The sequence below is a fragment of the Glycomyces albidus genome (assembly GCF_009451885.1).
Lineage (GTDB): Bacteria > Actinomycetota > Actinomycetes > Mycobacteriales > Micromonosporaceae > Glycomyces > Glycomyces albidus.
On sequence record NZ_WIAO01000016.1, the window covers coordinates 45,026 to 70,664 of the forward strand.

General features: G+C 73.2%; 21 protein-coding genes. 13 read left to right on the plus strand and 8 right to left on the minus strand.

Annotated features, from left to right (window positions below):
- Positions 1 to 211 precede the first annotated feature (211 nt).
- Genes GFD30_RS14225 through GFD30_RS14240 form a run of 4 tightly spaced genes read right to left on the minus strand, consistent with a single transcriptional unit; the run spans position 212 to position 5,608 of the window.
- Positions 212 to 1,414 carry a CHAT domain-containing protein gene (locus GFD30_RS14225; RefSeq protein WP_153025867.1) on the minus strand — a complete coding sequence of 401 codons (1,203 nt, stop codon included), beginning with the start codon at positions 1,412 to 1,414 and terminating at the stop codon, positions 212 to 214.
- Positions 1,408 to 3,018, minus strand: a complete 1,611-nt coding sequence (locus GFD30_RS14230) for a tetratricopeptide repeat protein (RefSeq protein ID WP_153025868.1) — start codon at positions 3,016 to 3,018, stop codon at positions 1,408 to 1,410. Before GFD30_RS14230 ends, GFD30_RS14225 begins: the two co-directional genes overlap by 7 nt.
- On the minus strand, positions 3,015 to 4,049 hold the full coding sequence (locus tag GFD30_RS14235; RefSeq protein WP_153025869.1) for a hypothetical protein: 1,035 nt from the start codon (positions 4,047 to 4,049) through the stop codon (positions 3,015 to 3,017). Before GFD30_RS14235 ends, GFD30_RS14230 begins: the two co-directional genes overlap by 4 nt.
- Positions 4,046 to 5,608 carry a hypothetical protein gene (locus GFD30_RS14240; protein ID WP_153025870.1) on the minus strand — a complete coding sequence of 521 codons (1,563 nt, stop codon included), beginning with the start codon at positions 5,606 to 5,608 and terminating at the stop codon, positions 4,046 to 4,048. Before GFD30_RS14240 ends, GFD30_RS14235 begins: the two co-directional genes overlap by 4 nt.
- A gap of 308 nt (positions 5,609 to 5,916) precedes the next feature.
- Between GFD30_RS14240 and GFD30_RS14245 the strand changes: the two genes are divergently transcribed.
- From GFD30_RS14245 to GFD30_RS14265, 5 genes are all read left to right on the plus strand, one after another.
- Entirely contained in the window at positions 5,917 to 7,209 is a 1,293-nt protein-coding gene (locus tag GFD30_RS14245) for a PA2928 family protein (protein ID WP_153025871.1), read from the plus strand.
- A gap of 77 nt (positions 7,210 to 7,286) precedes the next feature.
- Positions 7,287 to 8,075, plus strand: coding sequence for a hypothetical protein (locus tag GFD30_RS14250; protein ID WP_153025872.1), 789 nt, complete (start codon positions 7,287 to 7,289; stop codon positions 8,073 to 8,075).
- 463 nt (positions 8,076 to 8,538) lie between these two features.
- On the plus strand, positions 8,539 to 11,319 hold the full coding sequence (locus GFD30_RS14255; protein WP_153025873.1) for an Hsp70 family protein: 2,781 nt from the start codon (positions 8,539 to 8,541) through the stop codon (positions 11,317 to 11,319).
- A gap of 206 nt (positions 11,320 to 11,525) precedes the next feature.
- Positions 11,526 to 12,110 (plus strand): cysteine hydrolase family protein, encoded by a 585-nt coding sequence (locus GFD30_RS14260; RefSeq protein ID WP_153025874.1) that lies wholly within the window; start codon positions 11,526 to 11,528, stop codon positions 12,108 to 12,110.
- Between the two features lie 17 nt (positions 12,111 to 12,127).
- On the plus strand, positions 12,128 to 13,099 hold the full coding sequence (locus tag GFD30_RS14265) for a GlxA family transcriptional regulator (RefSeq protein ID WP_153025875.1): 972 nt from the start codon (positions 12,128 to 12,130) through the stop codon (positions 13,097 to 13,099).
- A 47-nt stretch (positions 13,100 to 13,146) separates the two neighbouring features.
- Here GFD30_RS14265 and GFD30_RS14270 read toward each other — a convergent pair whose 3' ends face one another.
- A complete protein-coding gene (locus tag GFD30_RS14270; protein ID WP_153025876.1) occupies positions 13,147 to 14,079 on the minus strand; it encodes an aldo/keto reductase in 933 nt (310 codons plus the stop codon).
- Between the two features lie 24 nt (positions 14,080 to 14,103).
- Complete coding sequence (locus GFD30_RS14275) at positions 14,104 to 14,964, minus strand: aldo/keto reductase (RefSeq protein WP_153025877.1); 861 nt, start codon at positions 14,962 to 14,964, stop codon at positions 14,104 to 14,106.
- A gap of 139 nt (positions 14,965 to 15,103) precedes the next feature.
- On the opposite strand from GFD30_RS14275, the gene GFD30_RS14280 reads away from it, so the two are divergent.
- From GFD30_RS14280 to GFD30_RS14300, 5 genes are all read left to right on the plus strand, one after another.
- The gene (locus GFD30_RS14280) at positions 15,104 to 16,012 is read left to right on the plus strand and encodes a LysR family transcriptional regulator (protein ID WP_227996291.1); all 909 of its coding nucleotides are present in this window, start codon (positions 15,104 to 15,106) and stop codon (positions 16,010 to 16,012) included.
- A 92-nt stretch (positions 16,013 to 16,104) separates the two neighbouring features.
- Positions 16,105 to 16,497 (plus strand): YciI family protein, encoded by a 393-nt coding sequence (locus tag GFD30_RS14285; protein ID WP_322633243.1) that lies wholly within the window; start codon positions 16,105 to 16,107, stop codon positions 16,495 to 16,497.
- Positions 16,497 to 17,699: an RNA polymerase sigma factor gene (locus tag GFD30_RS14290; protein ID WP_153025878.1), complete on the plus strand. Its 1,203-nt coding sequence runs from the start codon at positions 16,497 to 16,499 to the stop codon at positions 17,697 to 17,699. The genes GFD30_RS14285 and GFD30_RS14290 overlap by 1 nt, the downstream gene beginning before the upstream one ends.
- A gap of 188 nt (positions 17,700 to 17,887) precedes the next feature.
- Entirely contained in the window at positions 17,888 to 18,976 is a 1,089-nt protein-coding gene (locus tag GFD30_RS14295) for a polysaccharide deacetylase family protein (protein WP_153025879.1), read from the plus strand.
- A 223-nt stretch (positions 18,977 to 19,199) separates the two neighbouring features.
- The gene (locus GFD30_RS14300; RefSeq protein ID WP_153025880.1) at positions 19,200 to 21,374 is read left to right on the plus strand and encodes a DEAD/DEAH box helicase; all 2,175 of its coding nucleotides are present in this window, start codon (positions 19,200 to 19,202) and stop codon (positions 21,372 to 21,374) included.
- A gap of 96 nt (positions 21,375 to 21,470) precedes the next feature.
- Here the strand turns inward: GFD30_RS14300 and GFD30_RS14305 are convergent, their stop codons facing one another.
- Positions 21,471 to 22,871, minus strand: a complete 1,401-nt coding sequence (locus tag GFD30_RS14305; protein WP_322633244.1) for an MFS transporter — start codon at positions 22,869 to 22,871, stop codon at positions 21,471 to 21,473.
- 120 nt (positions 22,872 to 22,991) lie between these two features.
- Between GFD30_RS14305 and GFD30_RS14310 the strand changes: the two genes are divergently transcribed.
- Positions 22,992 to 23,912, plus strand: coding sequence for a LysR family transcriptional regulator (locus GFD30_RS14310; protein ID WP_153025881.1), 921 nt, complete (start codon positions 22,992 to 22,994; stop codon positions 23,910 to 23,912).
- Entirely contained in the window at positions 23,909 to 24,502 is a 594-nt protein-coding gene (locus GFD30_RS14315; RefSeq protein ID WP_153025882.1) for a hypothetical protein, read from the plus strand. Before GFD30_RS14310 ends, GFD30_RS14315 begins: the two co-directional genes overlap by 4 nt.
- Positions 24,503 to 24,509: 7 nt before the next feature.
- Here GFD30_RS14315 and GFD30_RS14320 read toward each other — a convergent pair whose 3' ends face one another.
- The gene (locus GFD30_RS14320; protein WP_153025883.1) at positions 24,510 to 24,965 is read right to left on the minus strand and encodes a MarR family winged helix-turn-helix transcriptional regulator; all 456 of its coding nucleotides are present in this window, start codon (positions 24,963 to 24,965) and stop codon (positions 24,510 to 24,512) included.
- Positions 24,966 to 25,036: 71 nt separating this feature from the next.
- Between GFD30_RS14320 and GFD30_RS14325 the strand changes: the two genes are divergently transcribed.
- A complete protein-coding gene (locus GFD30_RS14325; protein WP_153025884.1) occupies positions 25,037 to 25,615 on the plus strand; it encodes a class I SAM-dependent methyltransferase in 579 nt (192 codons plus the stop codon).
- The last annotated feature ends 24 nt before the right edge of the window (positions 25,616 to 25,639 follow it).

A 25,639-nucleotide genomic window follows, 5' to 3' on the forward strand; every position in this document is an offset into this window, starting at 1 on the left:
CGCGCGGGCGGCTTCCCGCGCGCGGTCTCGGTATGGCGACGTTCGCGAATCCCCTTCTGTCGCCGCCATCCCGCCGGTCCGGCTGATGACGTTTTTGCTATCCACTACAACAGGCACGGGCAGTCAGTGTCGAACGCGAAGAACCTACTTGTGGATAACGCCGGGGGAGTCGGCATTTCCGCAGGTGGAAAGGGTGTGGATAACCGGGCCGTCAGCCGTAGGTGGTGGCCAGGGCCGCCCAGATGATGGGGTTGTCCTCGGGGCGGCCTTCGGATTCCCATCGGGCGGCTTTAATTCGCTGCCAGGCGTTGAGGGCCGCGACGGGGTCGGGGGCGTCGTGGGCGGCGTTCACTGCGGTGACGGCTTCGGGGAGGAGCGGAGGTGTGGGGGTCGGGGCGAAGCGGCGGAGGCCCTCGTCGGTGGGGAGGGTCCAGCGGGTCGCGGTGACGTAGCGGGCACCGGTGTGGAGGGCGGCGGCGACCAGGCCGATCGGTTCGGCGAAGCGGGTTTCGCCGCCGCTTTCGCAGGCGATGAGCGCGACGCGGTCGGGCATCGACCAGCCGGCGGTCGAGCCGGGGCGGTGGCCCAGGAGGATGTCGGCCGCGGTGAGGGGGCGGTGGCCGTTCACGACCGCGGCGCGGCCGGTGGTGTCGGCGCCGCAGCTCAGGTGGAGACGGGCGTCCAGGCCGTGCCGCGCAGTCGTCACGTGGCCGACGTAGAGGAAGCGCGCGGCGTCCTCGAGGAGGGGCCGCAGCCGGTCGCGGTCGAGGTCGCTCCGGCGGAACGCCGGACCGGACGGGATGAGCCGGTCGCCGAGGGCCGTGGTCATCGCGGCCAGCGGGGAGTCGTCGCCCACCGGGCCCAGGACCGAGCCGAGGTCACGGCCGGCCCCGGGGATCTTCGGATCGAGGACCGCGACGACCTTGCCGCTCGGGTTCCACTCGGACCTGCGGCGCTCGGGCGCGTTGCGCACCGTGGCGGGCGGGAGGATCGAGAGGTCGGCGTTCGTGACGAAGCGCTCGCCCTCGTCGACTCGCAAAGCCTCCCAAGGGACCTGGGCGGTGGAGAGCGACGGCTGGACGCGGACGTGGGGGCGCAGGCCCTGTTCGAGGAACGCGTTCATCTCGGTCGCGAGCTGGTAGGGGATCAGCGCCCGCGCCAGCGCGGACGCGAGCCCGGCCTCGCGTTCGCGGTCGGTGAGCGGTCCATTGAGCGAGCGCCGGAGGGCCTGGTCGGCGGTTTCGCCGGGCAGCGGTGTCGGCAGCGCCTGGGCGAGCGCCTCCAGGGCCGGCAGCACCCAGCCCGCCTCGACCATGATGTTCTGGATCGCCCCGAGGTCGTGCTCCCAGCGCCACGAGTAGTAGAGCCCGTCGCCGTCGATGAGTTTGAGCTGCACGGTAGGCCGGTTCACCACGTGTCGATCACCTCGTCTGAGCGGATGGGGAGCCCGTAGCGCCGTTCGGTCTCCTGGATCCACGGCTCCAGTCGGGATTCGCGCCAGGGGTTGACGCGCAGTCGCGGGGGCAGTGCGAAGCGCGTCGCCGGGAAGTCGCCCGAGGTGCCCGTGACGAGTGCGGACGCGGTGAACGACAGCAGTTCGCCCTCGCTCGGCACCGGCGGTGGCGCGGGTGGTTCGGCGAACGGGTTGTAGTCGACCGCCGCGGGCGCGTGCAGTGACACCGTGGCGCTCATGTGCTCGAGGATCTCCGAGATCAGCGAGCCGTCGCCGAGGACGGTGGCGAGGGTCAGCGCGTGCGCCATGGCCGGGACGGCGACCGTCGCCGCCCACTGCTCGCGGGCGCGGCCCGGGGTGAAGCCGTGGCGGACCGCGTCGGTGAAGAGGGCCGCGGGGAGTGCCAGGTCGAATGCGAACTTGACGAACCGGTACTGCTCCTCGGGGTCGGCGGTGCGTTCGGCGCGTCTCTCGAATGCGAAGGCGCGGAGCTGGTCGATGCGCGTCAGGTGGTAGAGCGCTCCGGCCGCCTCGTAGACCCGCCACGCTTCGATGTACGCGTCCTCGGCCGCGTCGAACTCGCCGTCGGCGGCGAGGAGGCCGCCTTGTACCGCAAGGGCTTCGGCGAGCATCACGGCGTGCCCGGCCTCGCGCAGGGCGGTGATCGCGGGGCCGATGAGTTCGCGGGCGAGTTCCGGGTCGCCGGCTTCGAAGGCGGCCTGGGCGCGGGTGCAGCGCAGTTCGGCGGCCCGGAGCGGCTGCTCGGCCGCGTTGAGCGCCTGTTCGGCGGCGGCGAGCAGCCGCTGCCCTTCGGTGATGTCGCCGGACCGGAGCGCGACGCGGCCCTGGTTGGCGATCGCGAGCGCCGCGAACGGCGCGTCGCCGGCCGCGGTGTGGATCTGCTCGGCCAGCCGCAGGTGGGCCATGGCCGCGTCGAGTTCGTTGCGGGACTGCAGGATCATCGCGAGGTTGGTGTGCGGGTGCCCGGTGAGGCGCGGGTCGCGGGCCGCGGCGAGTTCGAGGGTGCGGCGCACGACGGCCTCGGCCTCGTCCCAGCGTTCCAGGTTGATGAGGACGACGCTGCGGGAGTTGCTGATCGTGACCTGGAGGTAGGTCTCGTCGTCGCTGTCTTCGCCGGTGATCGCCTGCGCTGCATCGAGGTCGGCGAGGGCTGCTTCGAGGCGGCCGAGGAGCTGAAGCGTCTGGGACCGGTTGATGAGCAGTGAGGCGCGGACTGCGACCGTGCCGTACCTGTCGCCTGCTTCCGCTTCGGCCGCAAGGCAGGCGGCGAGCGCCTGCTCGGCGAGGTGCAGTGCCTCGCCCGGTTCGCCGCGGCCTTCGGCGATCGCCGCGAGGTTGCCGAGGACGCGGGCGCGGCAGTCGAGTCCGGCGGCGTCGACGTCGTCGACGTGCGTCATCGCGGCCGCCGCTTCGAGCATCGGCTTCGCTTCGCGGTTTCGGCCTTGTAGGGCGAGTTTCGCGGCGTTGTTGTTCAGCTCCCTGGCGGCGGCCCAGCGCGGGCCGCTGGTCTCCTTGCCCCACAGGCCGAGGAAGTGCTCGTTCATCGCAGTCCGGCCGCGGTCTCGGTGAGGGTCGCGTCGGGCGCGGTGAGGCGCCTGCGCGCGAACTCGATGATGTCGGCGCGGAGCCGCGCCTGGTCGGGGTCCGTTGCGGCCGGGTACCCGGGCGCGTGGATCCGCATCCGGAGGCCGCGGGCGAGGCGCGTCGCGACGTCGGGCGGTGCGAGGGCTTCGCCGGTGAACGCGTTGGCGCCGCGGTCGAACCGGAGCGGGATCTCGACGGTGTCGAGGACGGCGGTGAGCTCGGCCGGCCGCGCGCCGGGTGCCGCCGGGGCGGACACGGTGAGGACCCATTCGGCGGCGCGCTGCGCGAGCTGCCAGGTGGACTCGCCCGCCGCGTCGAGGAGCCCCTGTGGCACCGGGCTCCAGTCGACGGGTGTGCCGCCGCTCGCGATGACGAGGTCGCCGGTAGTGCCGCCGGCCGCGAGCGCCCAGTCGTCGCGGGCGGTGCGGGCCGCGCTGCGGAGTTCGATGCCGAAGGACTCGGCGAGATCGGTCAGCGTCGCTTCGAGTTCCGTCATGGCGCGGCCGATGTCCGGGTCGCTCCCGTACGCCGCCACTGCGGCGAGGTCGACTCCGGTGAGCGCCCGCTCCACGGCGTCCTCGTCGTCGAGGAGGTGTTCGAGTGCGGCGGTGCGCCAGGCGGTCTCGGCGCGGAGGATCCCTTCGGGGAGGGCCGGGACGGCTGCGGCGTGGGACGCGGGCCACCAGGCCGCCGCCCAGGTCAGGTGGGCGAGGTCGCGGGCGGCGTCGAGCACCGGCGAGGTCCGGTCGGCGGCGACCGAGCCATGTCCATTGAGGATCGCGTCTGCCGCGTCGGGGCCGTAGACCTCCCACAGCCAGTCGGCGGCGAGCACCGGGTCCCAGACGTCTGCGGCCGGGTGGGCCCGCGGATCCAGGACGTCCCAGAAGAGCAGCGCCCCGCGGGCTTCGACGAGCGCGGTCCGCTCGGGATGCGGCGGGCGGGCGCCGACCCGGATCGCTGACGCGGTCCGTTCGACCGCGTACTCGGTCATGACCGCTCCTCTTCGCGTTCAAGGGAACGCTTCAACCGGTCGCGCTGGTCCATGACGACCGAGCGGAGCGCCCCGTCGAGGAGGTCCCACACTTCGTCGGCCGCGGTCGCCTCGCCGCGCAGTTCGCGGCCGTGTAGGCGCACCCACAGGCGGCGCAGGTACGCGCGGCGGGTCCCGCGGACCTCCTCGCCGATCGGGTCCGGCAGGCGCAGTACACGGTGGACGTACGATTCGCGCCGCCACCGGTTCAGGAGGCGCGCGTTGGCGTCCGAGGCGGCCGGAGGCTGGTCGCCGGTGCCGAGTCCGGCGCTCGCGTCGCGGCCCAGGACCATGGCGACGCGGCTCGGCTCCTCCGCGAGCTGCCACGGCGCGGCGGAGCGGTGGATCTCGCCGGTCACGAGGGATGGGACGTCGGCCATCGACTCGCGGTGGAACCAGGTGGTGAGGGCCGCGAACAGACGTTCCAGGATGGAACGGTCGAAGGGCTTGGGCAGGGCGCGTTTCGAGGCGCGCTCACCGAGTTCGGGGACGGCGGGGCGGTCGCGCTCGGTGAGGCCGTAGCCGCGCGCGATGCCGGGCAGGTCGAGCCGGGCGGCTTCGGCGGTACCGGTGCCGTCGTCCGCCAGCGCCTTCCACAGGCGCGGGTCGGGGGCGGTCGCGCAGTCGTCGAGGAACGCGGCGATCCCCGGGTGAGCGTCCGTTTCCGGGGGAGCGGGCTGGCTGGCTGCCTCCTGCGCCGGAGGTCGGCGTGCGTCCGACACCGGAAGTAGGTGTGGCGCTTTCTCTTCGGGTGCCGTTGGTGCGACTCGTGCCGAGATCGGGTGTGGCGCTTCGCCCTCATGTGCGGCGGGGGTGTCTTGCACGGGGAGCCGATGCGGCGCTTCCGCTTCAAGTACCGCCAGCGTGTCCGGCAACAGTGGCCGCTGCGTCGCTCCTCCTTCGTGCGTCGCTGGGGTGTCTCGTGCCGGGAATCGTTGCGGTGCCTCCGCTTCGAGTGTCGGCAATGCGTCCGGCACTGGGTCCCGACCAGCCCATGCCTCCCGCAGCAGTCCCGCGAGTTCGGCGGTTCTGGCCGGATCGGTCAGGAAGCGGCGCAGCCGGTCCACGGTGACGTCGCCGCGTTCGGCGTGGACGTCGGCGACGGCGGCGGCCGCGATGTCGGCGGCCCCGGGGAGCGCGGCCGGGTCGCCGTGGAGGTGCGCGAGTTCGTAGCAGCGCTGGAAGTACAGGTCCTGCGGGTGGCCTTCGGTGATCCCGGCGCGGCGGCGGGCGCGCTTGAGGAGCTGGAACCAGGCCGCGGTCGCCGCGAGGACCGGACCCGCGTCGAGGATCGCCTGGCGGAGGGCGTCGACGTGCTCGATCGCGACGACGCCGCCGGAGAACCGCGGGTTCTGGGTCGGGCGCAGCACGAGCGGGTCCAAGAGGAGCTTCACGGTCCGCGCGAGCGGGCGGCCCGAGGCGTTGCTCAAGGGCGCCACGGCATCGCCGAGCTGGGACCAGGCGTCGGCGACGAGCATGCCCCGCGGGACGGCCGCCGAGGCCGCGAGGCCATGGACCATGCCGCGAAGTGTAGTCGAGCCGTACGAATCCCGGTGAAACCTGTGATCGGTAGGGGCCCGCACAGGGCGACGCTGACGGCGTCGCGCGATCGCGTGACCGGGCCCGCGCCACTGAACCGACACCGCCGAGCTCGCGCCATTCGATCACGCCACTGAACCGACACGGCCGAACTCGCGCCACTGGACCCGCGCCGGTGAACCCGCGCCACCGGACTCGCCCTACTGAACTCGCTCTATCGAACCCGCGCCACCGGACCGAACCGCCGAACCAGCGCCACCGCCCCCGCACACCGAACCAGGAGGCCCCGATGTTCCAAGACTTCCGCGCGGCCAACCCGCTCTCGCCTCATGCTCCGCCCGTGCGCTCCCCGTACGGCACCCCCGAGCATCCGCTCACGCCGAAGCGGCGGCGCCCGCGCGGGCTGGGCCTGTTCTCGATGATCGTCCTGCCGTCCGTGGCGATCGGTGCGACGGCGATCATCGGCGAGCACCTGACCGGCCCCGGCGCCGACGTCATGCTCCGCACCGGCATCGCGTTCTCCGCCGACGGCCTCGCGCTCGTCCCGTACGACCGCACCGGCGCGACCGGCCTCATCGCCGAGGCCACGACCGACAGGTTCGCGGTCCGACTCGCCGCCGTCGACCTCGCCTCGGGCGAGACCCGCTGGGACGTGCAGCTCGCGGACGAGCGCGAATGGGACGCGGCCGCCGTCGCCGCCGGCGCCGCGTACGCCTACATCGCGACGCAGGACGGCCTCCAGGTCCGCGACCTCGACGACGGCGCCCTCGTCACCGACGCCGTGCCCGGCCTCGAACGGGTCGGTTCCGGCACGGCCGCATACGGTCTCGACCCCGCCGCCGGAGTGGTCGCCCTCGACGTCGACGGCGGGTTCCACACGATCGCGCTCGACGCGCTCGAAGCGGCCCCCGCCGATCCCGCGGTCGCCCAGGCGTGGACCGGCCGGCTCGCGCCCGAAGGCGCCTTCCCCGGACTCGGCGGCATGACCTCCACCGAGGCGTCCATCGGGGGCGACCGGACGCTGCGGATCGAGCCGACCGCCGAGGACGCCCTCGGCGGCGGCCTCGCGGTCGTCTCGGGCGGCGACCGGCGCGCGCTCGGCACCCGCGTCTACTACGAGGCCGGCATCGTCCTCGACCAGACGGCGGCCTCCACGACCTGGGAGATCGATGTGGACGAACTCATCGACGGCGTCCTGGAGGACCCGACCGCCGCTATCGACCTGATGGTCCCCGCCGGGACGGCCGCGGGCGCCGCCACCGGCCATGCCCTGATCGAGCACCGGCCCGAACCCGGCGGCGACGGCTTCGCCCTCACCGTCGTCGACCTCGAGACCGGTCTCGCAACTGCCTCCCTCACCACCGCCGACCACTTGGGCCGCAGCATGACCGCGCCCACCGGCCACACCGTCGTCCTCGTCGCCCCCGACGAGGGCGTCTTCCACTCGGACCTCGTGGTCGTCGCCCCCGACGGGTCGATCGACCGCGTCACCTTCGGCGCCGTCGACCTCCTCGGCGACCCCGACCTCGACCTCGACCTCGACCTCGACCTCGGCCTCGACCCCGAGCCCGATCTCGACTGAAACCTGTGACCGGTAGCCGCCGGTCCGACCAGAGACTGAACCCGCACCGACCGCACACTCCGAGAAGGGAACCCCCGATGCTCAAGTTCATCAACCTCACCGTCCTGTTCGCCGGCCTCGCCTGCACGGTCATGTACGTGCTCACCGGCCTCGCCGGGCCCGCCCCCGACTCGTGGGCGAACGGCTGGATGGCCGGCCCGATCATCCTCATGGCCGTCCTGCCCTTCACCGCCACGATGGGCCGGCTCGCCGGGCCGCTGCGCGAGCTGCGCGGCATGGTGCCCAAGGGCTTCGAAGGCGCGCCGCTCGCCATCGGCACCGTCGTCCAGGTCTCCCGCACCGGGCTGTCCGTGAACGACCAGCCGCAGCTCGAGATCCTCTTCGACGTCGACACCATGGACGGCCAGTCGTTCCGCGCCGTCGCCAGGAGCCTCGTCGACCTCACCGAGCTCGCGGCCGTCGTCCCCGGCGCGATGCTCCCGGTCCGGTACCGGCCGGGCAGCACCGACGGGCGCGTCGTCATCGCCGTCGACGCCCCGCAGGCCGAGATGCAGGCCGCGTTCGACCGGGTGCGCCTCGCGAAGGGCCTGGTCACGCCCCGGCAGCTCCAGATCGCCGAGCAGGGCCTCGAAGGCCGCGCCGTGATCCTCGCGCTCGCCCCGACCGGCGAGATCCAGGGCGACCGGGCCGTCATGGACCTCGACCTGCGCATCACCCGCGCCGACGGCACCGTGTTCGACCTCAAGCAGCGCAAGCCGATGGACGCCAGCGCGGTCCCGCAGGTCCAGCCCGGCATGGTCGTCAAGGTCAAGTACCTCCCGCACGACGAATCGGAGGTCGTCATCCAGACCCTCGTCAACCCCTGAACCGCCGCCCGCCCGCACCGGGCCCGCCCATTGCGGGTCCGGTGCGACACCAGCGGGGCCAGAGGCGAAACCGACCGGGCCCGCCCGCGCGGGTCCGGTGCAACAACGGCAGGGTCGGAGACGAAACCCGACCGGGCCGGCCACGCGGGTCCGGTGGCCCCGGGCCAGAGGCGAAGCCGACCGGCCCGCATGCGCGAGTCCGGTGCGACACCGGCCCAAGGTCGAAGACGAAACCCGACCGGGCCCGCCTGCGCAGGTCCGGTACGGACCGAAACGCCCCGGTACCTGCACCGCAGGCTCCTGACCGGTACGGCCGCAGGGCCGTCCGTGTCAGCCCCGACGGGTATCCTCGCGGGGAGTCCCACGCCCCATCGTGGACACACCCGCCCCCCATAGCCCGAACCGCGGCACCGGCCCCCGGGTCCGCGGGCCGGGCCCAGCCCCGACCGAGTGAGTAGGACCCGTGCACGCTCCCGTTTGGCTCGCCGTCGACCTCGGCACCACCCACACCGTCGCCGTGATCGGCCGCGGCGGCCAGGAACCGCGCTCGCTGCTCTTCGACGGCTCGCCGCTCCTCGCCTCCGGCGTCTTCCTCGACGCCGACGGCACCCTCCACACCGGACGCGACGCGCAGCGGCTCGCCGCCGCCGACCCCGGCCGGTTCGAGCCGCACCCCAAGCGGCGCATCGACGACGGCACCGTCCTCCTCGGCGACCGCGAACTCCCCGTCGAGGAGCTCCTCGCCACCGGGCTGCGCCGCGTCGCCGAAGAGGCCGCCGCCTCCGGCATGCGCCCCACCGACACCGTGCTCACCTACCCCGCCGACTGGGGCCCGGTTCGCCGCGCCCGGCTCGAGGCCGCCGCCGACCTGGCCGGGATGGGCCGGGTGCGGCTCCTGCCCGAGCCGATCGCGGCCGCCGCCTACTGCGCCGACGTCCTCGGCCAGGAGATCCCGCGCGGCGGCACCGTCGCGATCTTCGACTTCGGCGGCGGCACCTTCGATGTCGCCGTGGTCCGCCGCGACGAGGAGGGCCGCCTGCGCACGCTCGCGTTCGGCGGCCTCGACGACCTCGGCGGCCTCGACATCGACATGGCGCTCGCCGCCCACCTCGGCCGGGTCGTCGCCGGCCGCGACCCCGACCTGTGGAAGCGGCTCAGCGAACCCGAGACCACCGCCGACCTGCGCGACCGGCTCGCGTTCTGGGGCGAGGTCCGCGCCGCCAAGGAGATGCTGTCGCGCACCTCCACCGCGCCGGTCGGCCTGCCCGGCCACAACCCCATGGGGCTGCACCTCACCCGCGACGAGCTGACGAGCCTCGCGGACCCGCTCGTCGCCCGCGCGGTCGACGAGACCCGCCGCACCGTCGAACGCGCCGGGGTCGAACCCGCCGCGCTCAGCGCGCTCCTCCTCGTCGGCGGCTCCAGCCGCATGCCCCTGGTCGCGACCCGACTCCACGCCCGTCTCGGCGTCGCCCCGTCCGTGCCCGAGCAGCCCGAACTCCCGGTCGCCTTCGGCGCCTTGCATCACGCCGCGACCGAGCCCGAGGCCCCGCCCGCGACCACCCCGGTCGCGCAGACCGGGTACGCGCCCTACCCGGTCCAGAGCCCCACCGGGAGCCTCCCGCCGCAGCAGGGGGCGCCGTCGCCGGTCACCGCGCAGCCGAGCCCGCAGCCGGTGCCGTCGCAACCCACCCCGGCCGGGCCCTTCCCGCCGACCGTCACGCCCCACACCCCGTACCAGCCGAACGTCTACACCGGACCGCTCCCGGTCGGCGGTCCCGCGCCGAAGCGCGGGGTGGCGCTCTCGGTGGCCGCCTCGATCCTGGTGACGATCGTGGTCCTCGTCGCGGTCGCCTTGAACCGCATCGACTTCGGGTCCCTCTTCGGCGGCGGTGGCGTGCTCGAGGGCCTCGAGGGACTCGACGGTCTCGGCGACGTCGCCGGGGACGGCGCGACCGACGGCACCGGCCTGGAGGTCGCCTACGAGCAGGCGCTCGCGGGCGGTGCCGCGTCGGTGGCCGCGAGCGACGGCATCGCCGTCATTGCCGAGACCGCCATGGGCAAGACCAAGGCCGCCGCGTTCGACGCCGCCGGCGCGAACCTGTGGACCCAGGAGTACGACCTCGAACCGGCCGAACTGCACCTCCAGATCGTCGGGAACGTGCTCCTCATCGACGCGCTCGACTCCGCCACCGACGAAGGGCAGGACATGCGCGCCGCCGCGTCGCTCGACACCGGCGAGTTCCTGTGGAAGCAGCCGTGGATCGACCGCAGCGACGTCGCCTTCTACGGCACCGACCTCCTCGTCGAGCAGCGCACCGGCTTCGACGACAACGCCGCCATCCGCATCGACCTCCAGACCGGCGACGAGGTGTGGAAGAAGCAAGGCCCGGAGGACCTGTTCATCATCGACGAGTTCCGCATCCGCGCCGAGGCCGTCTGGAACGACGGCGCCGAGTACGCCGGCGCCGTCCCCCCGAACTCGTACTCCCTCTACGACAACCTCGCCGTCGCGAACCGCGTCGTCGACCTCGACCCGGACGAGGGCACCGCCGTGGTCCGCGACGCCGCCGACGGGGCCTCGCTCACCGACGGCGACCTCCCGATCGACTCCTACCTGTGGACCGCGTTCGACGGCCTCGCCATCGGGAAGGTCGCCGAGGCCGCCTCCCCGGGCCGCGCGGTCCTCGCCGGGTACTCCCTCGACGACCTCGGCGAGGTCTGGAACGTGCCCTTCGACGCCGGGTACGCGATCATCAACGTCAAACCGTGCGGGCCGCAGCTCGTGTGCGCCGCGGTCGAGAACAGCGGCGCCGAGGTGTACAAGACCGTCGCCTACGACTCCCGGACCGGCGAACTGCGATGGGAACTCGACTCCACCGACTGGTCCACTGAGGACAACTGGTACTCGACCCCGGACGCGCTGGTCCACGGCGACCAGACCTTCGACGTGGTGGACACCGCCCGCATCGTCGGCTTCGACGGGACCGTCACCGGCGACGCGGAGCAGTTCACCTCGGTCGACGCGGTCCGCGACGGCCGTGCCGCGGCCGTGCAGGTGAGCTCCAGCCTCACCAGCACCGACTGGGAGGTGTTCGTCCTCGACCCGGCCACCGGCGACCGCACGCCCGCCCAGAGCACCGGCGTGGACCTGCCCGAGCACATCGCGATCGCCGGCGACCTCGTCGCCGTCCACACCGGCGACGGGAGGGCCCTGATCCTCACCGCCACCGGTCTCGCCTGACCCGCTCAGCCGGACCCGTTCAGCCGGCCCCGCTCGAACTGCCAGCTCGGACTCGGTCCCCGCCCGAACCCGACCCGCTTGGCCGGCCCCGCTCGGTCCCGGCCCGCTCAGACCCGAGTCTCACCCGGTCAGCGCTGACCGGATCGTTCCGGTCACGGCCGGGATCGTGCCTGTCGCCGGAGGCCGCCCGGCGACAGGATTGGGTGATGCAGCGAGCCCTGATCGTCATCGACGTCCAAGAGTCCTTCCGGCAGCGGCCCAACTGGGCCGCCACCTCGAACCCCGACATCGCGAAGCAGGTCGGGCGCCTCGTCGACCACGCCCGCGCCGAAGGCGACCTGGTCGTGTGGGTCCTCCACAGCGAACCCGGCACCGGCGACGTCTTCGACCCCGCCGAAGGCTTCGTCACCTACATCGACGGCCTCGAGCCCCGGCCCGGCGAGCCCGAACTGGTCAAGACCTCGCACAACGCGTTCACCACCACCAACCTCCACCAGATCCTCACCCAGCGCGGCATCGGCGAGGTCCTCATCAGCGGCATCCGCACCGAGCAGTGCTGCGAGACCACCGCCCGCGTCGCCTCCGACCTCGGATTCCAGGTCGTGTTCGTCATCGACGCGACCGCGACGCACCCCATCCCGCACCGCGACGCCGACCCGGACCGGCCGCTCGAGGAGGTCCTGGCCGACCCCGCCACGCTCCAGACCGCCGACGTCATCGCCCGCACCGAGTACGCGCTCGCCGGCCGCTTCGCCACGGTCAGTACCGTTGACGAGGTGACCGCGCACTGACCGGATCGGGAGGCCCCATGACCCGCGTCGTCTTCCTGCTGGTGCAGCGGCTGCACCTGCTCGACCTGGCCGGACCCGCCCAGGTCTTCTCCACCGCCGCCGACCTCGGCCTGGACTACCGGGCCGAGTACGTCGCCGACCGCGAGGACGTCACCACCGCGCAGGGCCTCCCGCTCCGCGCGCAGACCGCCTGGCCCGACCTCGACCCGGGGGACCTCGTCCTGGTCCCCGGCTGGCGCTCCCCGAAGACCGCCGGCGGCCCGCGCCTCATCGGCGACCAGGCGGCCCGGCTGGTCGCGCACCACGAGCAGGGCGGCACCGTCGGCAGCGTGTGCTCGGGTGCGTTCGCGCTCGGCCAGGCCGGGCTCCTCGACGGCCGCCGCTGCACCACCCACCACGAGCTCCAGGACGAGCTCGCGCAGCGGCACCCGCGCGCCGCGGTCCTGCGCGACCGGCTCTACGTCGTCGACGACCGGGTCGTCACCTCCGCCGGGATCGCCAGCGGCATCGACCTCGCGCTCCACCTCGTCGCCGTCCGCCACGGCCCCGCCGTCGCCGCCCGCATCGCCCGCAGCATGGTCGTGTACGCCCGCCGCAGCGGCGACGCCGCCCAGGACAGCGCGATGCTGCGGCACCGCTCGCACCTCTCCGACGCCGTCCACCGGGTCCAGGACCTCATCGATGCGCGCTTCGCCGAACCGCTGCGCCTGGCCGACCTCGCCGCCGCGGCCGGAGTCTCCGAGCGCACCCTCACCCGCCGCTTCGCCGACGCCACCGGCCTGACGCCGCTGCGCTACCAGTCCGCGCTCCGCCTCGAACGCGCCGAGCACCTCATCGCCCAGGGGACGCCGGTCGAGTCCGCTGCCCGCGCGGTCGGGTTCGTCGACGCCCGCATGCTCCGCCGGCTCCGGGCCGGCAGGGCATGGCACAGCGGCAGCGCCCCGGGAACCCCTCAGTCCCGGGGCGCTGCCGCCCCCTCATTCGAATGAAGTCCTGCGTCCCCGAAGCGGCTGCGCCGCTGGAGGGACTGCGCCGCTTAGGGAATCGTGTATCCGGCGGCGCGCATGAGCTCGTACCACTCGGGCCGGGTCAGCGGCACCTCCGAGCCCTGCGCCGACCCGACGACCCGATCGATGTTCGTGGTCCCGATGACGACCTGCATCTGCGCCGGGTGGCGGGTGATCCATGCGACCGCGATCGCGATCGGCGGCACGTCGTACTGCTTCGCGAGCCGGTCGATCACCGCGTTCAGCTCCGGGTACCGCTCCGAGCCGAGGAACGGCCCGTCGAAGAAGCCCGCCTGGAACGGCGACCACGCCTGGACCGTGATGTCGTGCAGGCGGCAGTAGTCCACGATGCCGTCGTCGCGGCTGACCGACTGGTCCAGGCCCTGCATGTTCGCGGCCACGCCCTGCGCGATGAGCGGCGCGTGCGTGATCGAGAGCTGCACCTGGTTGGCGACGATCGGCTGGTTCACGTACTTGCGCAGCAGGTCCATCTGCCGGGCGGTGTGGTTCGAGACGCCGAACGCGCGGACCTTCCCGGCCGCGGCGAGGTCGTCGAACGCGCGGGCGACCTCCTCGGGCTCGACCAGCGCGTCCGGCCGGTGCAGCAGGAGGATGTCGATGTAGTCGGTGTCGAGCGCCGCGAGCGACTCGTCGACGGACTCGACGATGTGCTCGTACGAGAAGTCGAAGTACGGGCCGGGGTGCATGATCCCGGTCTTGGTCTGGATGACCAGGCGCTCGCGCTCGGCGGGCGTCAGCCGCATGGCCTCGGCGAAGCGGCGCTCGCAGCCGTGCCGCGAGCTGCCGTACAGGTCGGCGTGGTCCACGAAGGTGATGCCGGCGTCGACCGCGGCGCCGACCAGGGCCCGCACCTCCTCGTCGGTCTTCTCCTGGATGCGCATCAGGCCGAGCACCACGTTCGGTGCGGTGATGTCGGTGCCGGGCATGGTGAACGTCTTCATTCGACGGGTCCTTCTCGATCGGGGTCAGGCGGCGGAGAGCCGGGCGACCTGGTCGGCGGTCAAGGTCAGCTCGGCCGCGCCGGCCGAGTCGCGGATGCTCTCGGGGCGCGAGGCGCCCGGGATCGGGACGACGACGGGCGCGAGCGCGAGCTGCCACGCCAGGACCACCTGGTAGACGCTCACGCCGGCCTCGGCCGCGACCTCGTTGAACGCGGCGTGGCGGCTGCCGAGCTCGGGCGCGCTGCGGATGCCGCCGAGCGGGCTCCACGGCAGGAACGCGACGCCGAGGGTCGCGCAGTGCTCGAGTTCGCCCAGGCTGGAGCGGAAGCGCGGCGAGAACTGGTTCTGCACCGACGCGAGCCGGCCGCCGAGGATCGCGTTGGCCTCGTCGATCTGCGCGACGCTCGCGTTCGAGATGCCGGCGAGCCGGATGACGCCCTCGTCGAGCAGGTCGCGGATGGCGCCGACCGACTCGGCGTACGGGACCTGCGGGTCGGGGCGGTGGAACTGGTAGAGGCCGATGGCCTCGACGCCGAGCCGCTGCGCCGACGCCTTCGCGGCCTGCTTGAGGTACTCGGGGCGGCCGTCCTGGGTCCAGGAGCCGTCGCCGGGCCGCAGGTGCCCGCCCTTGGTGGCCACCAGGACGTCGTCGGCGCCGGAGCCGTACGCCTTGAGCGCCTTCGCGATCAGCGCCTCGTTGTGGCCGACCTCGTTCGCGTCCCGGTGGTAGGCGTCGGCGGTGTCGATGAGCGTCACGCCGGCGTCGAGGGCGGCGTGGATCGTCGCGATCGACCGCTCCTCGTCGGGCCTGCCCTCGATGGACATCGGCATCCCGCCGAGCCCGATCGCCGACACCTGCCGGTTCCCGATGGTGCGCTGCTGCATTCGTGCACTCCTTGCGGCTGGGCGGGACGCGGCGCCGCGCGCCCGCCGGCTGGCGGATGACCAGGTAGATGCTAGGTTCGGTGTATCTAGAAGTCCAACAACTGACGTTTCTGGCATTGAGAACCCGAGGGAATGATCCATGGACCTGCGGCAGATGGAGTACCTGGTCGCGCTGGCCGATGAGAGGCACTTCACACGCGCGGCGGAGCTGACGGGCATCTCGCAGTCGGGCCTGTCGGCGGCGATCCGCAGCCTCGAGGACGAACTCGGCACCGCCCTGTTCACGCGCACCACCCGCCGGGTCGAGCCCACCGAGGCCGGGTTCGCGCTGCTGCCGTACGCGCGGATGATGCTCGAGCAGGCCGCGGGCGCCCGCGACGCCGTCGTCAAGGCCAGCCGGGCCGTCTCCGGGTCGCTCAGCATCGGCGCCGAGCAGTGCCTCGGACTGGTCGACGTCTCGGCGCTGCTCGACCGCTTCCACCGCCGCCACCCGCGGGTCGAGACCATGTTCACCCAGTGCGGCTCGCACGACCTGCTCGGGATGCTCCGCGCCGGCGAGCTCGACGTCGCGTTCGTCGCCACCGACCGGCACCTGAGCACCCTCCCGCACCGGGAGATCGGCCGCGAGCCGCTCATGGTCGTCATGCCGCCCGACCACCCGCTCGCCCAGCGCGCCTCGGTGCCGTGGGACGCCCTCGAGGACCAGGACTTCGTCGACTTCGGGGCGGCCTGGGGCGTGCGGACCCTGAACGAGTCGGTGTTCGCCGCGCGCGGGTCGCGGCGGCGCGTGCGCTGCACCGTCAACGACGTCCACACCCTCCTCGACCTGGTGTGCCGCGGCCTCGGCATCGCCGTCGTCCCCCGGCATGTCGCCGCGAAACCGCAGGCCGCGGCGCTGCGGGTGCTGCCGCTCGCCGACGCGGACGTGCCGCAGTGGACGGTCTCGGTGGTCTCCACCGCCTGGGACCAGGCCGACTCGCCCGCCGCGCACCTGCTCGAACTCCTCCCGGATCCGACCCCTGCGGAGCCGGTCCGGCTCCCGGCTTGAAGAAATCCGGAGACAGTGCGGCGGCGGATGTCGAAAACCGCGGACCGGCCCCGTCGTCCCAGGCGAAGATCCGAACAGCCTAGGAGGTCACCGTGAAGTACGTCATCCTCATCCACTCCAACCCGCAGCCGTGGGGCCACCCGACCGGGGACTTCATCCCCGAGAACCAGGCGCTGCCGGCCGAGCAGCGCGAGCGCCTCAACGCGGAGTTCGAGCGGCTGCTCACCGAGATGAGCGAGAACGGCGAGCTCGTCGCCGCGGAGGCGCTCGCCGACCCGAGCACCTCGACGCTCTACCGCTGGAGCGGCGGCGAACCGCTCGCCACCGACGGCCCGTACTCCGAGTCGAAGGAGCACCTCGCCGGGTTCTTCCTCATCGACGTCGCCGGACCCGAACGCGCCCAGGAGATCGCGCGCGCGTTCTCCGGACCCGGCGAGACCGTCGAGCTGCGTCCGGCGATGTGGCCCGGCGGCGAAGAGCACTGATGGACTCCCGGCTCGAGGACGTGTGGCGGCGCGAGTCGCCGCACGTCCTCGGGGCGCTGGTGCGTCGCTACGGCCACTTCGACGCCTGCGAGGACGCTGTCCAGGAGGCGCTGCTGGCCGCCGCCGTCCACTGGCCGCGCGCCGGCGTGCCCGCGAACCCGCGCGGCTGGCTGATCCGCGCCGCCTCCCGCCGCCTCGTCGACGCCCTCCGCAGCGACCGCGCCCGGCACGACCGCGAGACCGCCGCGACCCGCCTCGAACCCGACTCGCACGCCGCCGCAGCGGACGACTCGCTGCACGTCCTGCTGCTGTGCTGCCACCCGTCGCTGACGCCCGCCTCCCAAGTGGCACTGACCCTCCGGGCCGTCGGCGGGCTCACCACCGAGCAGATCGCCGCCGCGTTCCTCGTCCCGCCCGCCACGATGGGGCAGCGCATCAGCCGCGCCAAAGCGAAGCTCGCGGCCGCGGGCGCCCGCCTCGGCGACGCCACCCGCGCCGACCTGCCCGACCGCGTCAACTCCGCCCGGCAGGTCCTCTACCTGGTCTTCAACGAGGGCTACACGGCCACCGGCGGCACCGACCTCCTCGACGTGTCCCTCACCGCCGAGGCGATCCGCCTCACCCGCGAGCTGCGCCGGCGCCTGCCCAGCGACACCGAGACCGCCGGGCTCCTCGCGCTCATGCTCCTCACCGAGGCCCGCAGCCCCGCCCGCACCGACGCGCGCGGCGACCTGGTGCCGCTCGCCGGCCAGGACCGCACCCGCTGGGACGCCGGCCTCATCGCCGAAGGCACCGCCCTCGTCGAGGCGGCCCTGCCGACGGGGCCCGTGGGGCCGTTCCAGCTCCAGGCCGCCATCGCCGCCGTCCACAGTGAAGCGGCCCGGTATGAAGACACCGACTGGCCGCAGATCGCCGAGCTGTACCGGATGCTCGACGCCCTCGCCCCCGGTCCCGTGGTCACCATGAACCGCGCCGTCGCGGTCGCGATGACCGACGGCCCCGAGGCGGGCCTGGCGATGCTCGACCCGCTCCTGCGCGCGCCGGCCCCCGCGCCCGCGCACCGGCTGCACGCGGTTCGCGCCCACCTCCTCGAACGAGCCGGCCGGCCGGCCGAGGCCCGGGACGCCTTCCGGGAGGCCGCCCGGCTCGCGGTGAGCACCCCCGAGCAGCGGTACCTGCTGGCGAAGGCCGCCCGGTCCTGACCGCAGGGCGACCGCTCGGCGCGCGTTCGGCGCACAATGGACGCCGTCCGGCGCAGCCGCCTTGCCAGCGCCACCACGACAAATCGATAATTCTCGATGTCTACTGCATCGCTCGTCCCCCTCATGACGACCACGGCCCTCACCCCGTCGACGCAGCCTGATGCGCCCGCATCCCAAGAAGGGCAGCCATGCAAAGCCACCGCATCAGACCGCTCATCGCCACCCTGTCCGCGCTCGCCGTCGCCGCCGCGACCGTCGTCGCACTCCTCATCGCGAGCCCGTCGTACGCCCAGACCTGCAACGGCTACGTCGCGCTCACCTTCGACGACGGACCCAACCCCGGCACCACGAACAGCCTCCTCAACGCGCTCACCGCGAACGGCCTGCGCGCCACCATGTTCAACACCGGACAGGCGGCCGCCTCCAACCCGTCCCTGGTGCGCGCCCAGGTCAGCGCCGGCATGTGGGTCGCCAACCACTCCTACACCCACCCGCACATGACCCAGCTCAGCTCCACCCAGATGGCCCAGGAGATCTCCCGCACCCAGCAGGCGATCCAGCAGGCCGGCGGCGGCACCCCCGTCCTCTTCCGGCCCCCCTACGGCGAGACCAACGCGACCCTCCGGTCCGTCGCCTCCCAGCACGGCCTCACCGAAGTCCTGTGGAGCGTCGACTCCCAGGACTGGAACGGCGCCAGCACCGCCCAGATCGTCTCGGCCGCGAACAACCTCCAGAACGGCGGCGTCATGCTCATGCACGACGCCTACCAGAACACCATCAACGCGATCCCCCAGATCGCCTCCAACCTGCGCTCCCGCGGCCTGTGCGCCGGGATGATCTCCCCGTCCACCGGCCGCGCCGTCGCCCCCGACGGCTCCGGCGGCGGCGGCGGCGGTGGCGGCGAGGGCACCGACCTCCTCCGCTCCCAGTCCGCCGGCAAGTGCATCGACGTGCCGGGCGGCAACACCGCCAACGGCACCCGCGTCCAGCTCTACACCTGCTACGAGGGCGCGAACCAGCAGTTCACGTACACCTCCGCGCAGGAACTCCGCGTCCTCGGCAAATGCCTCGAGGCCACCTCCGGCACCAACGGCACCCTCGCGCAGATCGCCACCTGCACCGGCGCCGCCTCCCAGAAATGGACCTTCGGCTCCGACGGCACCATCCGCAACAGCGGGCACAACACGTGCCTCGACGTCTACAGCTCCGACAACGGCGCCGCCGTCCAGCTCTACTCGTGCTGGACCGGTGCCAACCAGAAGTGGACCCGCGTCTGACACCGCACCCCGGTCCCGCGGCCCGGCCGCGGGACCGGGGGTGACACCAGAACGAGGGCGGACCCGGCTCCCGTCCTTCACCCTCGCCGAAGTCATGCGCAGTGGCGACCGCGGCCCGCCGAGCGCGCCTCCCCACCCACGGCACGCCCGCGAAAGTCGCAAAAGCACCGGATTCAAGCCCGCGTTCCTGGGAACCTGATGACACCGACCACAGGAGGCGCGCTTGACACTCGAACCGGCGAACGTCGAGAAGCGGAAGATCGGCGTCCACGCCCAGCGCACGCTGAACCGGGCCCGCGAGATCTCCCGCCGCGGATCCGCACTGCTCAACGCCCCCGCGCGGCTGCGCAGGACCGTCGAAGGCCGCGCCGAAGACCTCGCCGTCCGCGAGATCGGCGCCCGCCTCGCCGCCATCCCGGCCGCCGACCTCGCCCAGCTCACCAAGCCCGGCACCGGCATCCCCGCCCTCGAACAGGCCGGGTACGCCACCGTCGCCGACCTCCTCGCCGCCACCGACCGGCGACTCCTCTCCATCACCGGCGTCGGCAAACGCACCGTCCAGGAGATCCGCAAGGCCATCGCCAACCTCACCGACGAGGTCGCCGCCGCCACCCGCATCGAACTCGACCCGGCCGAACGCCCCGAAGCCGAGACGGAACTGCTCGCCGCCCTCGTCGCCGAACGCGCCGTCCGCCGCGCCGCCGACGCCATCCGCGAACCCCTCCGCCGCTACGACGAGGACCTGGCCGCCCACCTGCCCACCGCCGAACGCGCCGCCAGCCGCTGGCGCATGTTCTGGATCGGACGCCGCCGCCGCGAACGCGTCATGAAGGCGTACCTCGCGGTCGAATCCCTCGTGGACGGACTCGAAGCCCGCGACCTCGCCGCCGCCATCGACGACGCCGAGACCCTCGCCGACCTCGACGCGTACACCCCCGACCAGGTCTGGCGCGAGTTCGAACGCGACGCCGCCTACTACACGACCGCGCTCGCGAACATCACCGGCACCGACATCGCCGACGCCGAAGCCCTCGAGGACTTCGTCGACCCCGAGCACCGCCGCAAGATCGAGGCGGTCCCGCTCGACACCGCCGACCTGCGCACCCCGCTGCGCCGCTACCAGCGCTTCGGCGCCCAGTACGCGCTCTACCACCGCCGCGCCATCCTCGGCGACGAGATGGGCCTCGGCAAGACCATCCAGGCGCTGGCCGTCTGCGCCCACCTCGCCTCGACCGGACGCGGCCACTTCCTGGTGGTGTGCCCGGCGAGCGTCCACACCAACTGGATGGGCGAGATCCGCCGCCACACGACACTCCGCTCGTTCAGCCTCCACGGGCCCTCGCGCGACGAGGCCGGCGAGCAGTGGCTGCGCGAAGGCGGGATCGCCGTGACCACGTACGACACGCTGCACCGCCTCGAGTTCCTCGACCGCGACCCGAACCTGGAGATCTCGGCGCTCATCGTCGACGAGGCGCATTTCATCAAGAACCCGCAGGCCAAGCGCTCCAACGCCGTCACCGAGATCGGCGACCGGGCCCACACGACGCTCTACCTGACCGGCACGCCGATGGAGAACCGCGTCGAGGAGTTCCACAGCCTCGTCTCCTACCTGCGGCCCGACCTCGCCGACCGGATCGAGGCGGGCGGCGCGATCGCCGGCGCCGAGGTCTTCCGCCGCCTGGTCGCCCCGGTCTACCTGCGCCGCAACCAGGAGGACGTGCTCGCCGAGCTGCCCGACCGCATCGAGGTCGAGGACTGGGTGCAGCTCGCCGACCCGGCCCGCTACCGCGCCGAGGTGAAGGCCGGCAACCTCATGGGCATGCGCCTCGCCGCGTCCGCGGTCGCCGGTTCGGAGAAGCTCGAACGGCTCGCGGAACTGGTCGAGGAGTCCACGGGGGAGGGCCACAAGGTCGTGGTCTTCACGTACTTCCTGGAAGTCCTCGAAGCGGTGCAGCACAAGCTCGGCGACCTGGTCGCCGGGGTCATCGACGGGCAGGTCCCGCCGAAGGCCCGCCAGGACCTGATCGCCGGGTTCGCCGAGTCCGACCGGCCGGCCGTCCTGCTCGCCCAGATCGAGGCCGGGGGCGTGGGCATGAACATCCAGGCGGCCTCGGTCGTGGTGATCTGCGAGCCGCAGTGGAAGCCCAGCACCGAGGACCAGGCGATCGCCCGCGCCCATCGCATGGGCCAGTCCCGGCGCGTCCAGGTCCACCGGCTGCTCGCGAAGGACTCCATCGACGAGCGGATCCGGGAGGTCCAGGAGGGCAAGGAGCTCCTGTTCGACCATTACGCGCGCACGAGCGAGGCCGACCGGCTCGACGACGACGCCGTGCCGGTCGAGGAGCGGGCCCTCAGGGCCGAGCGGCTGCGCCTCGGGATCGAGCCGACGGGCGACTGAGGCCGGCACCCTCAGAGGGAGACCGGCTCGCGCCGGGGCGCGTCTAGCGGCGACGATGAGCGGCGGTGGGATCCCCACCGCCGCTGCCGTCTCCGGTCAGGCGGCGCCCGCGAGCGCCGGCTCCTTCACGTCGGCCGGCGTGCGCCGCCCCAGGTTGAACGCCCCGACGGCCACGGCGGCCACGGCCGCGCCGAGCGGCACCAGCATCGCCGCCCGGTAGCCGTCGAGCAGCGCCTGCGGCGCATCGGAAGCGGTCGCGGCGACGTTCACCGCGGCCACGCCGGCGAGCCCGATCGCGGCGCCGAACTGGAACGAGGTGTAGAGCAGCCCGCCGGCCAGGCCCTGCTCGTCCTCGGCGATCCCGTTGGTGGCGATGATCGTGAGCGGCCCGTACGCGAGCGTGAACGCCAGCCCCATGAACAGCAGGCTCGGCAGCAGCTCGAGGTAGGTCGATTCCATTCCGGCGGTGAAGAACAGCGCGAACGACGCCGCGGCGGCGGCGAGCCCGGCCAGCAGCACCGGGGCGTTCCCGAAGCGCTGCACCAGTTTCGGCGTCACCGTGGGGGCCAGGGCGACGTCGATGCCGACGACCAGCAGCGCGAGGCTCGCCTCGATCGTCGACCAGCCGCGCAGCTCCTGGAGGTAGAGCACCGCCAGGAACTGGAAGCCGAAGAATCCGGCCATGAACAGGATGCCGACCACGTTGGCGCGCACCAGCGACGCGGACCGGAAGATCCCGAGCCGCACCAGGGGCGCGGCGGTGCGCCGCTCGACCGCGACGAACGCGGCGATGAGCGCGAGGCTCGCCGCGACCGTCCCAGCCGTCCACACCGCACTGACGTGGGCGGCGCGTTCGACGCCGAGGACGAGCAGCACCACGGCGGCGGTGATGGTGAGGCCGCCGAGCAGGTCGAACCGCTGCCCGGTGCGGTCGGGCCGCGGCGACCGGGGGATGAGCACGGCCGCGGCGACGAGCAGGACCAGCGACAGGCCGACCGGCATGAAGAACACCCAGCGCCAGTCGGCGGCGGTGAGCAGGCCGCCGATGACCATGCCGAGGGTGAAGCCGCCGGCGCCGATGGCGCCGTAGATCATCAGGGCCCGGTCGCGCTTGGGGCCCTCTTCGAACCCGGTGGTGATGATCGACAGCCCGGCGGGGGTCATGAACGCGGCGGCGAGGCCGGTGACGAACCGGGCGGCGATGAGCACGGCCCCGTCCTGGGCGAGCCCGCCGAGGCCGGAGAACAGCAGGAACACCACGAGCGCGGCCAGGAACACCTGGCGTCGTCCGAGGATGTCGGCGGCCCGGCCGCCCAGCAGCATGAAGCCGCCGTAGCCGAGGACGTAGGCGCTCACGACCCACTGGAGCGACCCGGTGGACAGGCCGAGGTCGTGGCGGATCGAGGGCAGGGCGATGTTGAGCATGGCGATGTCGATGCCCTCCAGGAAGATCGCTCCTGAAAGGACGAGCAGCACACCCCATTCACGGGCTTTCACAGGTACTCCTTGATCGGCGGTGGATTCTCTGGCCCGCCAATCGTCGGCCCGGACGCGCGGGGGAACAACGGCGAAGCCCGCAACGTTCGTTCAGTCAGGCTTACCGATACGGAGGAACCGATGGAGCGCGACGAACTCGAATGCTTCCTGATCCTGGCCGAGGAGCTGCACTTCGGCCGCACGGCCGCGCGCATGCGGCTCTCCCGCGCCCGCGTCAGCCAGCTCATCCAGCGGCTCGAGCGCCGCCTGGGCGCGCCGCTGTTCGAGCGCACCAGCCGCACCGTCGTCCTCACCGACCTCGGTGCGCGCTTCCGCGACGAGGTCGAGCCGCACCACCGCGCCATCGAGGCGGCCGTGGCCCGGACGGCGGCCGCCGCGCGCGGCATCGGCGGCACCTTGCGGGTCGGATTCTCCGCGCCGCTGACCGGCGAGATCGCGATGCGCGTGGTCGACGACCTCCGCGCGGCCTACCCGGAGCTGACCGTGGAGATCTGCGAGATGGCGTTCGCCGACCCGTTCACCCGGCTCCGCGACCGCGAGTACGACATCCAGTTCATGGAGCTGCCGGTCCGCGAGGACGACCTGGCGAAGGGCGCGACGCTCATGACCGAGGGCCGCATGCTGGCCGTCGCCGCCGACCACCCCCTCGCGGCCCGGCCGTGGCTGACCATGGAGGACCTGGCGGAGACCGCCCTGCTCCAGATGGAGGGCGACGTCCCCGAGTACCGCCGCGAGGTCCAGACGCCACGGCGCACCCCCGGCGGCCGCCCGATCGCGGCCGGGCCGGGGTTCACGCGGCTCGAGGAGGCCCTGATGCTCGTCGCGGGAGGCAAGGGCGCCATGCTCACCGGTGCCCACACCGCCGCGTACCAGCCCCGGCCCGGGGTCGCCTACGTCCAGGTGGTCGACGCCCCGCCGGTCCGCTACGGCCTGGTCTGGCGGGCGGGGGAGAACACCGCCGCCGTCGACGCCTTCGCCGACCGCGTCACCGAGGCGACCCGGTCCCGCTCGGAGGCCCGCGCGCTCGCCCCGGTCGCATGACCGCCGGCCGACTCGCCGCCCGCATCGGCCGCGAGGCCGCCCGCGCCCTCGTCGCCGCCGACGCATGCCGGATCGACCCCGGCCTCACCGAGGCCGAACTCGCCCGGATCGAATCGACCTTCGGGTTCGAGTTCAGCGACGACCACCGCAGCTTCCTCGCCGCCGGCCTCCCGCTCGACGCGGAGCACTCCCGCGGCTGGCCGGACTGGCGCGGCGGCGACCCCGAGCACCTCCGGGCCCGCCTGGACCGGCCGGTCGACGGGGTCCTCTTCCAGGTCGGACACGGCACGTTCTGGCACCCGGACTGGGGCCCGCGCCCCGAGTCCACGCCGGACGCGCTCGCGGCGGCCCGCGCGCGCCTGGACCGGGTCCCGCGGATGGTCCCGGTGTTCTCCCACCGCTACCTGCCGGCGGGCCGGGGCAACTGGGGGCACCCGGTGCTCTCGATGCACGGCACCGACATCATCGTCTACGGCGACGACCTGCCGGACTACGTGCGCCGCGAGTTCGACGTGCGGCGCGGGTTCGGGGCTCCGGACCCGGGTGCGGCCGAGCGCGTGATCGGCTTCTGGCGCGACCTGGTGGGCTGAACCCGGTTCAGCCCCGGCCGGCGCGCATGACGCGGAGCAGCGCCGGGAGCCCGGCGGCCAGGCCGTCGCGCTCCTGCGGCGTCATCGCGGCGGCCCAGCCCTCGTACCGCTCGTGCAGCACTTCCGCGGCCTTGCGGTGCAGCCGTCGGCCGGCCGCGGTGATCTGGAGCCGGTAGAGCCGCCGGTTCCCGGGGTCGCGTTCGCGTGCGACCAGGCCCTCGGACTCCAGGTCGGCGACCAGGCGGCTGACGCTGCTCTTCTCCAGGCCCAGGCGCTCGGCGAGTTCGCGCTGCGACATCCCGTCGTGGTGGTCGAGTTCGTGGATCGCGAACAACTGCGACATCGACAGCGGCCGACCGGGGACGACGTGCGCCATCAGCGCGAACTCGGCGGTGCGCACGACCTCCATCAGCAGGTGGTGCAGGTGATGCGCGTCGTGTGCCGTGCCGCCCCGTTCCGTCATGGTTGCATCGTACAACCGATCGTCGTAGACTCGAAGAAAAGTTGTACCGTACAACTATCCGGGAGGCCGCCATGCCGCACGACCACCACCGTCACCACCGCCACGGAGAGGCCATCGAAGGCCGCGCCAGCCGCACCTACAACCGGCTCGCCCGACTCCTCATGAAGTCCCAGTACCGCCGCATCGCCGCCGACATCGCGGCCGCCGCCCCCGAAGGCGCCGCGCTCCTCGACGTCGGCACCGGCCCCGGCCTGCTCCTGCGCAGCCTCGCCGCCGTCCGGCCCGACCTCCGCCTCGCCGGCATCGACATCTCGGCCGACATGACGGCCCATGCCGCCCGCAACCTCGCCGACCTCCCCGCCGCCCCCGACCTCCGCACCGCCGACGTCGCCGCCCTGCCCTTCGACGACGGCGCCTTCGACCTCGTCGTCACCACCTACAGCTCCCACCACTGGTCCGACCCGGAGACCGGTGCCGCCGAGATCGAACGCGTCCTCCGCGACGGGGGCCGCCTGCTCGACTACGACTTCCCGCGGGCCCCGTTCGAAGCCTTCGCGGACACGCTCGCCGAGACCGGCCGCACCTCGTTCCGATCCCCGTGGTCGCTGCTCATGAAGACCACCCGCTTCGAAGCCGAAAAGCGCCGGTGACCCGCACCGGCGCCCTTCGCTGGA

What these genes read in the sequence shown, in the direction of transcription:
- GFD30_RS14230 (WP_153025868.1), bottom strand. Translation starts at nt 3,018, where the DNA reads ATGAACGAGCACTTCCTCGGCCTGTGGGGCAAGGAGACCAGCGGCCCG.
- GFD30_RS14235 (WP_153025869.1), bottom strand. Translation starts at nt 4,049, where the DNA reads ATGACCGAGTACGCGGTCGAACGGACCGCGTCAGCGATCCGGGTCGGC.
- GFD30_RS14240 (WP_153025870.1), bottom strand. Translation starts at nt 5,608, where the DNA reads ATGGTCCATGGCCTCGCGGCCTCGGCGGCCGTCCCGCGGGGCATGCTC.
- GFD30_RS14245 (WP_153025871.1), top strand. Translation starts at nt 5,917, where the DNA reads ATGTTCCAAGACTTCCGCGCGGCCAACCCGCTCTCGCCTCATGCTCCG.
- GFD30_RS14250 (WP_153025872.1), top strand. Translation starts at nt 7,287, where the DNA reads ATGCTCAAGTTCATCAACCTCACCGTCCTGTTCGCCGGCCTCGCCTGC.
- GFD30_RS14260 (WP_153025874.1), top strand. Translation starts at nt 11,526, where the DNA reads ATGCAGCGAGCCCTGATCGTCATCGACGTCCAAGAGTCCTTCCGGCAG.
- GFD30_RS14265 (WP_153025875.1), top strand. Translation starts at nt 12,128, where the DNA reads ATGACCCGCGTCGTCTTCCTGCTGGTGCAGCGGCTGCACCTGCTCGAC.
- GFD30_RS14270 (WP_153025876.1), bottom strand. Translation starts at nt 14,079, where the DNA reads ATGAAGACGTTCACCATGCCCGGCACCGACATCACCGCACCGAACGTG.
- GFD30_RS14275 (WP_153025877.1), bottom strand. Translation starts at nt 14,964, where the DNA reads ATGCAGCAGCGCACCATCGGGAACCGGCAGGTGTCGGCGATCGGGCTC.
- GFD30_RS14280 (WP_227996291.1), top strand. Translation starts at nt 15,104, where the DNA reads ATGGACCTGCGGCAGATGGAGTACCTGGTCGCGCTGGCCGATGAGAGG.
- GFD30_RS14290 (WP_153025878.1), top strand. Translation starts at nt 16,497, where the DNA reads ATGGACTCCCGGCTCGAGGACGTGTGGCGGCGCGAGTCGCCGCACGTC.
- GFD30_RS14295 (WP_153025879.1), top strand. Translation starts at nt 17,888, where the DNA reads ATGCAAAGCCACCGCATCAGACCGCTCATCGCCACCCTGTCCGCGCTC.
- GFD30_RS14310 (WP_153025881.1), top strand. Translation starts at nt 22,992, where the DNA reads ATGGAGCGCGACGAACTCGAATGCTTCCTGATCCTGGCCGAGGAGCTG.
- GFD30_RS14315 (WP_153025882.1), top strand. Translation starts at nt 23,909, where the DNA reads ATGACCGCCGGCCGACTCGCCGCCCGCATCGGCCGCGAGGCCGCCCGC.
- GFD30_RS14320 (WP_153025883.1), bottom strand. Translation starts at nt 24,965, where the DNA reads ATGACGGAACGGGGCGGCACGGCACACGACGCGCATCACCTGCACCAC.
- GFD30_RS14325 (WP_153025884.1), top strand. Translation starts at nt 25,037, where the DNA reads ATGCCGCACGACCACCACCGTCACCACCGCCACGGAGAGGCCATCGAA.